Origin of the sequence: Streptosporangium sp. NPDC006013 (genome assembly GCF_040614275.1) — a bacterium.
Taxonomy (GTDB): Bacteria; Actinomycetota; Actinomycetes; order Streptosporangiales; family Streptosporangiaceae; genus Streptosporangium.
In genome coordinates, this window is the sequence record NZ_JBEXUE010000037.1 from 22,929 (window position 1) to 37,062 (window position 14,134).

General features: G+C 68.0%; 9 protein-coding genes. 8 read left to right on the forward strand and 1 reads right to left on the reverse strand.

Translation table 11 applies throughout. The features are described from left to right. Positions 1 to 25 precede the first annotated feature (25 nt). The 6 genes from ABZ260_RS08665 to ABZ260_RS08690 are packed head-to-tail and all read left to right on the forward strand — an operon-like array spanning position 26 to position 11,055. Positions 26 to 4,819 (forward strand): amino acid adenylation domain-containing protein, encoded by a 4,794-nt coding sequence (locus tag ABZ260_RS08665; protein WP_355614531.1) that lies wholly within the window; start codon positions 26 to 28, stop codon positions 4,817 to 4,819. After that, positions 4,819 to 6,096 carry an MFS transporter gene (locus ABZ260_RS08670; RefSeq protein ID WP_355614534.1) on the forward strand — a complete coding sequence of 426 codons (1,278 nt, stop codon included), beginning with the start codon at positions 4,819 to 4,821 and terminating at the stop codon, positions 6,094 to 6,096. Before ABZ260_RS08665 ends, ABZ260_RS08670 begins: the two co-directional genes overlap by 1 nt. A gap of 12 nt (positions 6,097 to 6,108) precedes the next feature. After that, positions 6,109 to 6,351, forward strand: a complete 243-nt coding sequence (locus ABZ260_RS08675) for an acyl carrier protein (RefSeq protein WP_355614537.1) — start codon at positions 6,109 to 6,111, stop codon at positions 6,349 to 6,351. Beyond that, positions 6,348 to 7,535, forward strand: coding sequence for an acyl-CoA dehydrogenase family protein (locus ABZ260_RS08680; protein WP_355614540.1), 1,188 nt, complete (start codon positions 6,348 to 6,350; stop codon positions 7,533 to 7,535). The genes ABZ260_RS08675 and ABZ260_RS08680 overlap by 4 nt, the downstream gene beginning before the upstream one ends. Positions 7,536 to 7,578: 43 nt before the next feature. After that, entirely contained in the window at positions 7,579 to 10,113 is a 2,535-nt protein-coding gene (locus ABZ260_RS08685; RefSeq protein WP_355614543.1) for a glycoside hydrolase family 2 protein, read from the forward strand. A gap of 12 nt (positions 10,114 to 10,125) precedes the next feature. Further along, entirely contained in the window at positions 10,126 to 11,055 is a 930-nt protein-coding gene (locus ABZ260_RS08690; protein WP_355614546.1) for a hypothetical protein, read from the forward strand. A 29-nt stretch (positions 11,056 to 11,084) separates the two neighbouring features. Here the strand turns inward: ABZ260_RS08690 and ABZ260_RS08695 are convergent, their stop codons facing one another. Continuing rightward, positions 11,085 to 12,002, reverse strand: coding sequence for a hypothetical protein (locus ABZ260_RS08695; RefSeq protein ID WP_355614549.1), 918 nt, complete (start codon positions 12,000 to 12,002; stop codon positions 11,085 to 11,087). A 207-nt stretch (positions 12,003 to 12,209) separates the two neighbouring features. Between ABZ260_RS08695 and ABZ260_RS08700 the strand changes: the two genes are divergently transcribed. Both ABZ260_RS08700 and ABZ260_RS08705 read left to right on the forward strand, forming a co-directional pair. After that, the gene (locus ABZ260_RS08700; protein ID WP_355614552.1) at positions 12,210 to 12,947 is read left to right on the forward strand and encodes a class I SAM-dependent methyltransferase; all 738 of its coding nucleotides are present in this window, start codon (positions 12,210 to 12,212) and stop codon (positions 12,945 to 12,947) included. Between the two features lie 18 nt (positions 12,948 to 12,965). After that, a complete protein-coding gene (locus ABZ260_RS08705) occupies positions 12,966 to 14,042 on the forward strand; it encodes a thioesterase domain-containing protein (RefSeq protein WP_355614555.1) in 1,077 nt (358 codons plus the stop codon). Positions 14,043 to 14,134 lie beyond the last annotated feature (92 nt).

Below are 14,134 nucleotides of genomic sequence, written 5' to 3' on the forward strand. Positions count from 1 at the left end.
GTTCCACATGATGAGGGAGACTCGAATGTCAGTGACGCCGAACACCGGTGCGCCCGATCCGGGCGAGCGGCTGGTGGCCTACGTCGTCCTGCACGAGGACGCGACGACCACGGAGGCCGAACTGCAGGACTACCTGCGGAACCGGCTACCTTCCTACATGATGCCGTCATCGGTCGTCCGGCTCGCTGAGCTGCCCCTGAACGAGAGTGGAAAAGTGGACCGGCGTGCACTGACCGAACCGGGCCACGTCGACGCGCGGAGGGACACGGCTCACCCGACGCCTGCCTCCTCCGTCGAGGGAAGACTGGTCGAACTTTGGGCCGAGATCCTGAGACTTGACGCTGGATCGGTGCGCCCAACCGACAGCTTCTTCGACCTGGGCGGCCACTCGCTGATGGCGATCAGGCTGTCCGCGCGCGTGCAGACCGAGTTCGGTGTCGAGCTGCCGCTACGCCGCCTCTTGGACAATTCGACACCCGCCGCGTTGGGCAGACTGGTTGAGCGGCGGGCCGGCGGTGCGCGCGTATCAACGATCCCCCGGGCCTCCAGAGGGGCTCCCCTTCCCTGCTCGCCCGGCCAGCAGCGGCTGTGGTTCCTCGACCGGTTCGCCCAGGATTGTCCACTTTACAATATGCCGATCGTACTGTCGTTGCGAGGCGAGCTGTCGGTCACAGCACTGCGGGCCGCCACCGCGCGGGTCATGGCCCGGCACGAGGCGCTGCGGACCAGGTTCACCGTGATCGACGGAGAGCCTCACCAGGTCATCGAACCAGCCGCCGAGCCCGATTTCACCTTCGACGACCTGTCTGGGCTGGACGAGACCGAGCGCTCCGGGGTCTCGTCCAGGACCGTCCAGGGCGAAATCCGCATGCTCTTCGACCTGGAGACCGGGCCGCTCGTCCGGTTCCGGCTGCTCCGCCTGTCCCCGCACGAGCACCTGTTCCTCATCTGTATGCACCACGTCGTCGGCGACGGCTGGTCCAACGAGATTCTCCTGCGTGAACTGGCGACGTTCTATGAGGCCGAGCTGGCCGGACAGCCGTCGTCGCTGCCAGAGCTGCCGATCCAATATGCCGACTTCGCGGCGTGGCAGCGGGCGCGGTTTTCCGACCCGGAACTGACACGGCAGCTGGAGTACTGGCGCGAACAGTTGGCCGACGCGCCAAAGGCACTGAATCTTCCGACCGACCACCAGCGCCCGGCCATGCAATCGTTCCGTGGGGCCGCCGAGCCGTTCACCGTTCCGGCGCGCCTCGTCAAAGCGTTGCGCACCCTCTGCGGCGAAGAGAGCGCGACGCTGTTCATGGGCACGCTCGCGGTGTTCAACGCCCTACTGGCCCGGTACACGAGCGCGCGGGAGGTGGTCGTCGGCACACCGGTCTCGGGACGTGAGCGGCCGGAGGTCCTGCAGCTCATCGGCTTCTTCACCAACACGGTCGCGCTGCGCACCGACCTGAGGGGCGATCCGGAGTTCCGGGAACTGCTGCGCCGGGTCAGGGAAACCGGCCTGAGCGCCTTCGCCAACGCCGACGTCCCGTTCGAACACGTCATCGCGGGTCTGGCCCCCGACCGCGACCTGTCCCGCAGCCCACTGTTCCAGGCCATGTTCATCCACCAGGAAGGCTCGCTGCGCGAGTTGCGCAAGGACGGGCTGACCATCGAGCCTGTCCCCACCCACCCCGGCACGGCGAAGTTCGATCTGCTGATGTCGCTGGAGGAGACCGGCGACGAGATGTTCGGGTTCGTGGAGTACAGCCGCGACCTGTTCGAGCCCGCAACCGTGCGACGGCTGGTGGGCCATTATCTGACACTGTTGGAGAGCGCAGTCGCCCATCCCGATGAGCCGATCTCGGCCCTTCGCATGCTCACCTCAGACGAGCGCCGATACCTGCTCAAGGAGCTCAACGACACCGCCATCGAGTTCCCCTCCGACCGGTGCGTTCATCAGCTGCTGGAGACACAGACGGCTCGTACGCCGGATGCGGTGGCGTTGGTGTACGAGGACGCAGAGCTCACCTACCGCGAGCTGGACGATCGTGCCGAGCGGTTGGCCCGCCGCCTGCGCTCGTGCGGGGTGGGGCCCGGGAGCCTCGTCGGCATCTGCATGACCCGATCGTTCGAGCTCGCGATCGGCTTGTTGGGAGTCCTGAAGGCCGGGGGCGCGTACGTACCGCTCGATCCTGCCTATCCGGACGACAGACTGCGCTTCATGCTGGCCGACAGTGGCGCCTCGCTCCTGCTCACCCAGAGCAGGCTGAACGTCCCCGTCCTGGAGTCGATGCAGGTCGTGCACATCGACGCCGATCCCCCCGAGCGATCTCCGACCGCATCCGTGGCCGTTCGCCCCCCGTCCCCGGACGATCTAGCCTACGTGATCTACACCTCAGGGTCCACCGGGCGGCCCAAGGGCGTGATGGTCACCCATCGCTCACTGTGCAACTTCACGGTCGGCATCTGCCGTGAGCCGGGCTACGGGCCCGACGACACCGTACTGTCTGCGACGACGTTCTGCTTCGACATCTTCGGCGCCGAGTTGTTCGCGCCGTTGAGCGTCGGCGCCCGCGTGGTCATCGTCTCGAGCGAGGTCGCGGCGGACGGGCACGCTCTGGCCGCCGCAGTCGAACGGCACAGCGTGACGGTCATGCAGGCGACCCCGACCACCTGGCGGATGCTCGTGCACGTCGGCTGGCCGGGTCGGCCGGATTTCCGAGCGCTCAACGCCGGGGAGGCGTTCCCCACCGACCTAGCGGCGGTCCTGCTCGACCTGGCCGGCGAGGTCTGGAACCAGTACGGCCCGACCGAGACCACGGTCTATTCGATGATCGCACGCGTGACGCCTCCGCTCGACCGCGGCGTGCCCATCGGCAGGCCGATGAGCAACACCCGCGTCTACATCCTGGACGAGCGCATGGAGCCGGTGCCCATTGGCGTGCCCGGCCAGCTCCACCTCGGTGGCGTCGGAGTGGCCCGGGGTTATCTCAACCGGCCGGAACTGACCCGCGAGCGCTTCATCAACGATCCGTTCGACGCCGCCCCCGGGGCCCATCTCTACCGGACCGGCGACCTGGCCAGGTACCTACCGGACGGCACCATCGAATACCTGGGCCGCGAGGACGACCAGGTCAAGCTGCACGGCTTCCGCATCGAACTCGGCGAGATCGACGCAGCGCTCGCCGACCACCACGGCGTACAACAGGCCGTGACGGTGCTCGGCGAGGACACGCGCGGCGAGAGCGCTCTGGTCAGTTACGTCGTGCCCGTGCCCCCCGGCCCCGACCTGCTGGAGGACGCCGAGGAGGCGGTACTGCGCAGCTGGCGGCATTCGTGGGACCGGGCTTTCACCGAAGCCCCCGGACCCGACACCGACTCGGGGCGGAGCCGGAAGCGGTTGGAGGAGGTCGCCGCGCTCGTGCTGGCCCGTCGTCCTCGTCGCATCCTGGAGATCGGTTGTGGTGGAGGCGCGCTCGCCGAGCGCGTCGCGCCCGGGCTCGACGCCTACGTCGGAGTCGACTTCAGCGAACCGGCGCTCGATCGGTTCCAGCTCCTCGCCGACCGTCTTCCGGACACCGTGAGCTGCCGCCTCACGGCCGCCCACGCGCTGGACGGGGTCGAGGGATCGTTCGACATGATCGTCCTGGACTCGGCCGTCGCCTACTTCCCGAGCGCCGACTACCTGGAGCGGGTGTTGGACCAGGCCCGCGTGCGGCTGGCCCCCGGCGGAACGATCGTGATCACTGATGTGCGACCGCTACCTCTGCTCCGAGCGCATCACTCCCGGCTGGAGTCGGCTCAGCGCGGGCCCCTGCCAGACCGGGGTGCCTTCGCCCGGCGTGTCGAGTGGGCCGTAGAGCGGGATCGCGAACTGTGGATCGACCCCGGTGCGCTCACCGGTATGGCCCTCCGGTCCGGCGGTGTCGCGTGGATCCTCCCCCGGCCCTCGGCGGATGCCTCGGCTCGGTTCCGGTGCGACGTCGTCATCGAGTTCGATGTCGACGTACCCCTCGATGACACCGGACCGCTCCAGGAATGGAATGCCGAGGAAGTCGACAGGGGGTCGCTCACCGCACTCTTGTCGAGTGGCCCGTATCCCGCCCTAGTGATCCGCGACGTCCCTTCGGCGCCGAACCACGACGCGGATCCAGCCGGGGCGACGCCCGACCGATCCAACACCCCTTTGTGGAGTGTGCGGGATCTCCGGGACTCGGCGGCGCGGACAGGGCACGTCATGACCGCGCTCTGGCCACGGTCGGGGGCCGTCGACCGGTTCGACGCCTGGTTCCAGCGGGCCGGGAGCGTCCGTCTTCCGCGCGACGCGGCCGCGTCCGCGCCTTCCGCGCCTGCCGTCCCGGACAACGACCCGCTGCGGCACGGCGTCGAAGAGGTGCTCGGCACCCGCCTGCGCAACCACCTGCGCAACCGGCTCCCCGCGTACATGGTGCCGAACCTGCTGGTGGTGATGCGTTCCCTCCCCGTCACCGCGAACGGGAAGATCGACCGCAGGGCGTTGCCGGCCCCGGACCGGATGCGTCCGACGATGCGGGAACCGTTCGTCGCTCCTGTCGACGACCATGAATGGCACCTGGTGGGCCTCTGGGCCGAGGTTCTCGGAGTGGACCGTAGCCTGGTCGGCATGAACGACCACTTCTTCGAGTCGGGAGGGCATTCCTTGTTGGCGGCTCAACTCGCGACGCGAGTGCAGGAGGAGCTTCAGATCGAACTACCGTTGCGTGCGGTGTTCGAGCATCCGACTCCGGCCGAGCTCAACTCCGTGATCGGCCACCTCTCGGCCGCCACCGACCTGACCGGCGGGGAGGTCTGATGCCCGGAGCTCCCGTGGACTCGGCGGGTTTCCGGCGCCTGTGGCTGGCCGCCTTGGCCAGCGGCATCGGCGATGGCATGCGTCTGACGGCGTTGCCGCTGCTGGCCGCCACTGCCTTCCCCGACCGGCCCTACGCCGTCGCCCTGGTGACCGCCATGGGCACGCTGCCGTGGCTGCTGTTCGGCCTGCTGGCGGGGGTCGTCGTCGACCGGGTGGACCGACGGAGGCTGATGTGGGCGACCGACGGTGTCCGGGCCGCACTCGCAACGGTGTTCGTGCTGTTCCTCTTCGACACGCGCAACCTGGCGGTCCTGTGCGGCTTCGCCTTCGTCATCGCCACCGCACACACGCTGTTCAGTTCGGCGTCGGGCGCCTACCTGCCGACGCTGGTGCCGTCGGACGGACTCACCCGCGCGAACGGGCGGCTGATGAGCGTCCAGGTGATATCGGTGCAGTTGGTCGGCCCCGCGCTGGCCGGGTTCCTGTTCGCCCGGTCGGCGGAGTTGCCTTTCGCCGTCGACGCGGCCAGCTTCCTAGTGTCGTCACTGCTCATCCTCACCCTGCGGCCGCCGCCTGCGCCGCTGCAAGCGCGGTCCTTCGTCAAACGGCCCCTCACGGGCAGCGAGCTGGTGCTGGGCCTCCAATGGCTGTTCCGGCATCCCGCCCTCCGCGCCCAGTCGGTCCTCCTGATGATGATCAGCATGATGAGCGGCATCTTCCTGGCCGTCCTGGTGCTCTACACCACCCATACGCTCCATCTGGGCAGTTCCGGCTACGGACTGCTGATCGCTATGCTCGCCGTCGGCGGAGTGCTGGGCAGCTTCTTGGCACCGCTGCTGCGGGCCAAGCTCTCCGACCAGGCCATGCTGACGCTGTCGGCCGCGTCGGTGGCGCTCTCGGCGGCGGTGATCGGTGCCGTACCGAACGTCGTCGCCGCCGGAACCGCCGTGGCGGCCTTCGGCATGGCGTCGATGGTGTGGAACGTCGTGACCGTGTCGATCCGGCAGCGGTACGTGCCGAACGAACTGCTCGGACGCACCACGAGCGCGAGCCGCATGCTCAACACCGGCGCCGTGCCGCTGGGCGCACTGATCAGCGTCCCGCTCGCGAACACAGTCCCGCCCCGTGCCCTGTTCCTCGGCGCGGCCCTGGTGATCGCCGTCGTCAGCGCGGTCTGCCACCGCTCCCTCGGCGTTCCGCTGGACTCCACGGCGAGGGCGGTCCCCTCAGATCCCCCATGCGCTGACGCCGGAAAGCGTCCCGCCGACTCCCCTTGAGGACGGACATTAATGATCGATGACATCCGTGAGATCCTCCGCCGCCACGCCGCCCTGCCAGCCGAGGTTGGCACCCTTGCCCCCACCGACGACCTCTACAAGGCCGGGCTGACATCGCACGCGAGCGTGAACGTCCTACTGGCGCTCGAAGAGTGCTTCAACGTGGAGTATCCGGATCGGATGCTGACACGTGCGTCGTTCTCCTCCATCGCGACCATCCAACACAACCTGATCGAGCTGCTGGAGGCTGAATGAGTACCGTTTCGGACGCGCGGCGGAGCACCCCCGCCGTCGCCGAGCCGCTGAGCCGAGCGCGGCTGGCGGTCGAGACCGCCGCTCACCACGCCGCCGACGTCGACCGCAACGCCCGCTTCCCCGCGGAGGCGATCGCCGCGTTGCGCGAGCAGCGGCTCCTGTCGGCCTGCGCTCCGGTCGAGGTCGGCGGGGACGGAGCGGCGCTCGGCAAGCTGACCGCGATCGCCGAGGTGCTCGCTGGGGCTTGCTCGTCGACGGCGATGATCTGGGCGATGCACCAGATCCAACTGGCCTGCCTGGTCCAGTACGGAGACACACCGGAGCTGCGGCGCTTCACTCGCCGGGCATGCGCCGAGCAACTGCTGCTCGCCTCGGCGACCTCCGAGGTGGGCACGGGCGGCGATCTGCGGTCGAGTATCGCCACGCTGGAGCCCGGCGATGTCGGGTCCACAGTGGACAAGAAGGCTTCCACGATCTCCTACGGGGCGTATTCCGACGGCATCCTGGCCACGGTGCGCAGCGGACCGGACAGCGCGCCGAACGACCAGGTACTCGTGCTAGTCCTCAACCACCAAGCCGAGCTGGAGCAGTTGTCGGAGTGGGATGCGCTGGGGATGCGGGGCACCTGTAGCGCCGGCTTCCGGCTGCGCGCCCCAGTCTCCGACGGACACGTGTTACCCACACCGTTCGAACGCATCGCCAACCGGACCATGGTCCCCTACTCCCATCTACTCTGGGCGGCCTGCTGGCTCGGGATCGCGGGCTCCGCCTTGGGCCGCGCCCGCAACCTGCTCCGGGAGCGGACGCGCAGGGACAGTAGCGGTTCCGCCGTGGCCTTGACGCGTCTAGCCCAGGCCACGGCGCGGCTGGGAGCCGCACGGTCGGCAACCACGTCGGCCGCCGCCTTCTTCGACCGTATGGACACTCCCGAGGACGCTGACGCGTGGGCGACCGCCATCGAGATCAACGAAGTCAAGTACATCGCCTCTCAGACGGCAGTCGAGACGACGCTGGAAGCCCTGGCCATCTGCGGGTTCCCCGGTTATCTGGAGCACGGTCGGTACAGCGTGGCCCGCCATATGCGCGATGTTCTGTCGGGCCCGCTCATGATCAGCAACGACCGGTTACTCGTCACCAACGGTGGCCTGCTGCTGAGTATCAAGGACAACCGGCGGCCCTGGTGACCGGCTCGACGTGAAGCGCTCCGATGGTGACATGGAGATCGGGATGAGTCTGCGCGCGACGCACGGCGACGCAACGGCCGTGCTCGTGCCGCCGGTCCGGTGGACGCTGCTGGCGACACCGCCAGACCAGGTAAGCGATCCCGGTGGTCTCCCCGACTCGGGTTGGCTCCCGGCAGAGGTGCCGGGCACCGTGGCGGCCGCCGCCCGCCGGTGGCCGGAACCAGTGCGGCAGCGGATGGCGTCGCTGGTCGCGGACGCCGACGAACACGACTGGTGGTACCGGTGCACGGTGCCGGAGATCCCGGATCCGGACGGCGGTGTCGCGGTGCTGACGTGTGCCGGTCTCGCCAGCCTCGCCGAGGTCTGGGTGAACGGGCAACGGGTGCTGCGCAGCGACAACATGCACCTTGAGCACAAAGTCGACGTGACCGGGCTGCTCGACTCCCCGCACACCGAGCTGACGGTGTGCTTCAGGGCACTGGCCCCCCTCTTGGCCTCCCGGCGCCCCCGCCCTCGGTGGACCACCCGACTGGTCGATCAGCAGCAGCTGCGCCGGTACCGCACGACGCTGCTCGGCCGGATCCCGGGATGGTCACCGGGCCCGCCGCCGGTCGGCCCGTGGCGGCCAATCGAGCTCACGCTCCACCGGCGGCTGGTCTGCGACCGGCCACGGCTGGTGACTACCGTCGACGGTGCCGGCGGGATCGTCACCTGCGCGGTGCCGGTGCGCCCGGTCGCGGGCCGGAGCGTCGTCGGCGGCCTTCTGCACGTGGGAGGCCACACCGGCCCACTGCGGATGGACGGGCCGGAGCTCGTCGGACGTCTGCGTGTTCCAGAGGTGGAACTGTGGCACCCGCATACCCACGGCAGCCAGCCGCGCTACCCGGTGGTGGCGGAGTTGGAGTTCGACGACGGCATCACCTGCAGGCTTCCGCTCGGCGACGTCGGCTTCCGAGAGGTCACACCCCACGGGCCGGACGAGATGTTCCCGCTGCGTCACAACGGCATGGAGGTCTTCTTTCGCGGCGGATGCTGGACTCCACTGGACGTCACGAGCCTGACGACCGACGAAGACTCCCTGCTCGCCGCCTTGCGGCAGATGCGCGACGCTGGGGCGAACATGGTGCGCGTCTGCGGTCCGATGGTCTACGAGGCGGACGCCTTCTACGACGCCTGCGACGAACTGGGTATCGCCGTGTGGCAGGACTTCATGTTCGCCAACATGGACTATCCGGTCGACGACGAGGAGTTCGCCGCGTCGGTCAGACAGGAGGCGCAGCAGATCCTCACCAGGCTCTCCGCTCATCCGTGTCTGACCGTCGTGTGCGGCAACAGCGAAGTCGCCCAGCAGGCGGCGCTGGCCGGTGCCCCACCGGAGCTGTGGCACAACAAGTGGTTCGAGCACGATCTGCGCGAGCTGTGTCGGGTTCTGGCGCCCGGGGTACCGTACCGGCCCTCAAGCCCTTCGGGCGGAGCCCTGCCCGTGCACGTAGACACCGGTGACGCGCACTACTACGGCGTGGGAGCCTATCTCCGAGACTTCGACGACGTGCGGGTCAGCCGCGTCCGGTTCGCCAGCGAATGTCTGGCCTTCGCCAACGTTCCCGAGCCCCGTTCGCTGGAACGGTTTTTCGGGCCGCGCACCCCCGCCGTGCACGACCCCCGCTGGAAGGCCGCAAGCCCACGCGACGGAGGCGCGGGCTGGGACTTCGACGACATTCGCGACGAGTACTTGCGGCGCGTGTTCCGGATCGACCCCCTCGCGACGCGTTACGCCGAACCCGTCCGCTACCTGGACCTGGCCCGCGCCACCACCGGCGAGGTCATGGCGCGGGTCTTCGGACAGTGGCGCACACCGGACGACCCGTGCGGCGGCGGATTGGTTTGGTTCTGGCGTGATGTCCTTCCCGGCGCGGGCTGGGGCGTGGTTGACGTTGATGGTCATCCCAAGGCCGCCTACTACTACCTCAAACGGGCCTGGCGACACACCGCCGTGTTCCTGCACGACCGGGGACTGAACGGTCTGCGGATCGTGGCGGTGCGAGACCGCCTTGAGACGATCGACGCCACCGTCCGGCTGCTGCTGTACCCGCGTGACGCGGCGACGCCTCGGACGGTGGAGCGCGGCGTGCGGCTCAGTGCCCGGCGAGCGGTCGACCTGTCGGCAGATGAACTGGTCGGCGGATTCCGAGACCTCAACGCCGCCTATCGGTTCGGCCCCATCGGTCTTGAGGCGATCGCCGTCGAACTTCTGGACGATCGGGGCCGTCTGCTGGCCGACGACGTGTTCTTCCCCGACGGCCTTCCGAACGAGCGGCGCGGCGACCTCGATCTGTCGGTCACCGTCCGTCGGGACGCCAGCGGCCCATCTTTGGTCGTCGGCTCCACACGGCCGGCCTACGCCGTCCATGTCGACATTGCGGGCCATGTCCCCGACGACAACTACTTCCACGTCATGCCGGGCCGGACGCGCGTCGTCCGGCTGCGGCCGGGCCCCGGCCGGGCCGGAGTGACCGGCTGCGTCCGGGCCCTGAATGCCCACGACTCCACCTCTTTTGCCCTGGCTCATCAGTCGTAGAAGCGAGGAAACGTGACCGCACATGTCCATGACCTGATCACCGGGATCCCGACGACCTACCCAGCTCCCCTGCACGGCGATGACCTTCTGTTCCCCTCCGCCCAGGGCCTGTACGGATGGGGCGCACGGCTGGAGCGGGTCTTCGCCGGGCTCGGTTCCGCGCTCACCCGAACCGGCTGCACCGACCGGACCCGGGTGATGCAATTCCCACCGCTGATGAGCCGGAAGGTGTTCGAGCAGTGCGAGTTTACCGACTCATTCCCCCAACTGCTCGGCTCGGTCCACGCCTTCAACGGAGGACGCGCCGAGCACCAGCGTCTCCGCCAGGCCATAGAGGCGGGAGAGGAATGGGGCGCGCTGCTGGACCAGAGCGACTACGTGCTCACCCCAGCTGCCTGCTACCCCATCTACCCCTACTACAGCGGACGGCTGGCCGATGAGGGCGTCCACGTCGACACGCTCGGCCAGTGCTTCCGGCATGAGCCGTCGGACGAGGCGGGTCGGCTGGTCTCCTTCCGGCAGCGGGAGTTCGTGCGAATCGCCGGTCCGGGACAGGTTCGCGGCTGGTTCGATGAGTGGCGGGAACAGGCGCTCGGCTTCGTCCGCGGCCTTGGCCTGGACGCCCGATGCGAAACGGCCAACGATCCGTTCTTCGGCGCCTCGGGCGGCCGGTTGCTCGCTTCCAACCAGCGGGAACAGAGTCTGAAGTTCGAGATCACGGCTCCGATCGGCGCCGAGCACCGGGTGGCCGTCGCCTCGTGCAACCGTCACCTCGACCACTTCGGCCGTGTCTTCGGGATCACGCTCTCCGACGGGAGTCCCGCACATGCCGCCTGCGTCGGGTTCGGTCTGGAGCGGATCGCCTTCGCCCTGATCGCCGAGCACGGACCGGACCTTGACGCCTGGCCCACCGCGACCCGCGAACAGCTGTGGGGGCGCTGAACCGGCCGAGCGGAGGCTCGGCCGTCGGGTCAGGAGTCGGTCAGCGCCGCCGTCAGACGTACCTCGTTCGCCCTGGCCTGTCTCAGCAAGCGCCCGATCCGCCGACGCTGCCGCTCGCCGGTCGCGTCCGGATGGGCGGTCAACATGTGGATCATGTACCAGGAGTCGCTCAGTTCGCGGAGCGCCGTGGCCGCCGTGGTCGCGCCGGGAACCCCGTACTCGGCAAGACGGTCGAACAGCAGGCTCGCCTGGTGTCGTTCCGCTGCGGCCCGACAGACGTTGACTGGGCCCACCATGTCCTCGTAGGCGTCGATGAAGCGGTCGAGGGCGGCCAGGTCGAGCGGCGCCTGCGCCCGCAGGTCGGCGAGGACGGCCTCGGCAATCGTTGCTGCGTCCGGGACGCGCGCCGTAGCCATCCCGCGCGGTACGTAGATCTTGAACGGGTCGATCCGTCCTTCGCAGGGCGTCGCCCGCAGCAGCCCGTAGTCGACGGCGGAGAGCCGCACCGGCTCCGGGCGGTTCATAGTGTCGACGACGACCGCGTGATCAGGCGTGCGCTCGACCACGATCACGGTGTGCACGACGTGCTCGCGGTCCTGATAGGCGGAGGTGAGGTGGAAGGCGTCGACCTCGGCGACGAAGACGGTCCCTTGGCGGCTCAACTCCGTTTCCAGGGCCTCGGACTCGTCGCCGCCGGGGACGCTGATCTCTTCCACGACGACACCGATCAGCTCGGCGAGCAGCCGCGCCCATCTACCACCGCCGAACAGAATCGGACCGCCCGTCCAGACGAACCCCCATGACAGCCCGAACAACCGGTGCGCGTCCGCGATCCCGTGGGCGGCCAGGATATTGGCCATGCCCTGCCAGTGGCAGGTCGCGATCGGGACGAACCCCACGTGCGCGAGCTCGACGTTCCCGAGGAAAACATCCGATGAATCGTTCATGACGCCTCTTCTCTGCACCATCACCCTCGACATTTGCACTACCCATAGCCCGAACAAAAGAAGCGACAGACATCCGAAACTTCTCCTGTTTTCCAATCCCCTGCTCTCGCAGATAGCCCGAACCTACTTTCGTAGTTTCGCAGCCGAGAGCAGTGCATGCCAATCAGTCCTTGCCCCCCGTTCAGCTCCATAGTAGAGTCCAATTTCATGGACGACCATTCATGGAACCCCAAATTCGTCGCCCAATACCTGCGTAAATACCTGCCCCATCAAGGCCCTGATATCTCCCGGAAAGAAGCTCTCGCCGCGATCAGCCTCACGGCACACACTGGCTCGGTCGACGTTCTGGACGCGCCGTGCGGATTCGGTCGTCACGCATTGGCGCTGGCGGCGGAGGGGCACCGCGTCCAGGGCGTGGACGCCTCCCCCGCAATGATCGAGAAAGCAGCCGCGCAGACTGCACGCGAGCAGCCACGCTGGTTGGTCGCCGACTATCGGGACATCCCCCTGCCGGATGCCACCTTCGACGTGGTGATCAACCTGTTCACCTCGATGGGGTTCTGCGGGGACGAGGGTGACACCCGGGCGCTCAGTGAGTTCCACCGACTGTTGCGACCCGGCGGATCACTGGTGATAGAGACTGCCCACCGCGACCAGTTCGCCGGGCGTCCATCCCACTCGACTAGGTGGCGACAATTTCCGAACGACGGATACCTGTTGGAGTCCCGAGAATTCGAGCTGACCACCGGCTGGTTGCGAACGGAACATCTCTACTTAAATGGCGGCACGGCCGAGTCACATGTGTCGCGGATACGAATATACGCGGTAACAGAGATCACGAAGATGCTCACCCAGGCCGGATTTAAAAATGTCGACCGCTACGGTGGATTCGACCGATCACCATTCACCGCCGACAGACGACTGGTCGTACTCGCAAAGAAATAGCTGACGGATGGAGCCCCATTGGACACCGAATCGCGCACGATTGCGGATGCTCCGCGCCGGGCATTGGTTCCCCCGAGATACGGGGTCGAACGCCAACTCCGGAGCATCTGGTCGGACATTCTCGGCACGGCCGACATCGGCGTCCACGACAACTTCTTCGAACTGGGCGGCACCTCGCTGCAGGCGCTGCAGGCCATCTCCCGTATCAAGGCCGAGTTCGGTTACGACCTGCCCCTGGCGGTCGCACTCCAGGCGCCCACCATCGCCGGCCTGGCGATGCTGCTGCGCGGCAGCGCGACCCAGGAACGCACCCCGCTGGTGGAGATCCGCACGGCAGGATCCCAGCCGCCGGTGTTCTGCTTCCACGCTCTCGGTGGCAGCGTCGCCCGGTACTTCACACTCGCTCACGCTCTGGGGGACGACCAGCCCCTCTACGGATTGCAGGCGCTCGGGCTCTTCCATGCGTCGCTCGCACAGGACTCGATCCCCGAGATGGCAGCGACGTACGTGCGAGAGATCCTTCGGGTACAGCCCACCGGCCCGTACCGGCTGGTCGGCTACTCTCTAGGCGGGATCATCGCCTACGAGGCCGCCCGACTGCTGGCCGCCCACGACGGGCGACCGCCAGTCCTGGCGATGATTGACAGCGTGCCCGACTTCACCTACGACGACCAGGACTTCCCCTACCACGCGCTCGCGGAATTCGCGCTGAAGATCAGGCTGCCGCCGAACGCCCTGCACGACGCGGACGACGATCAAGCCCTGCGCTTCATCTACCAGGAGGCCGTCCGACAGAACGTGATCGGGCCGGAATTCCCGATGGAACGCCTGGAGAGCATCTACCGGACAGTGTCGGGCGCGATGACGGCGGCGTCCCGGTATCGGCCTGGCCCCTACGTAGGACGGGTCGTGCTCATCCGCAGCTTCCCCGACAAAGACCGACCCGAAGACCTGGGGTGGGCCGGCCTGGCGGCCGCGGTCGACACCCACTTCGTCGGACTCGGACACTTTGTGATCATGGAGGCGAAGGGCGCGGCTCGGATCGCCGCGGTGCTGCGGCCCTATCTGTCGGCCGCGCATACCACCACGTCCTGAGCCCTAACCCCCGAAGGAGGCGGTGGACCTTGTCCGCCGATGAACGTGCTGGACGAGACCTACTCGCTGGTGGGCGGGGAGGGCGGCCGACC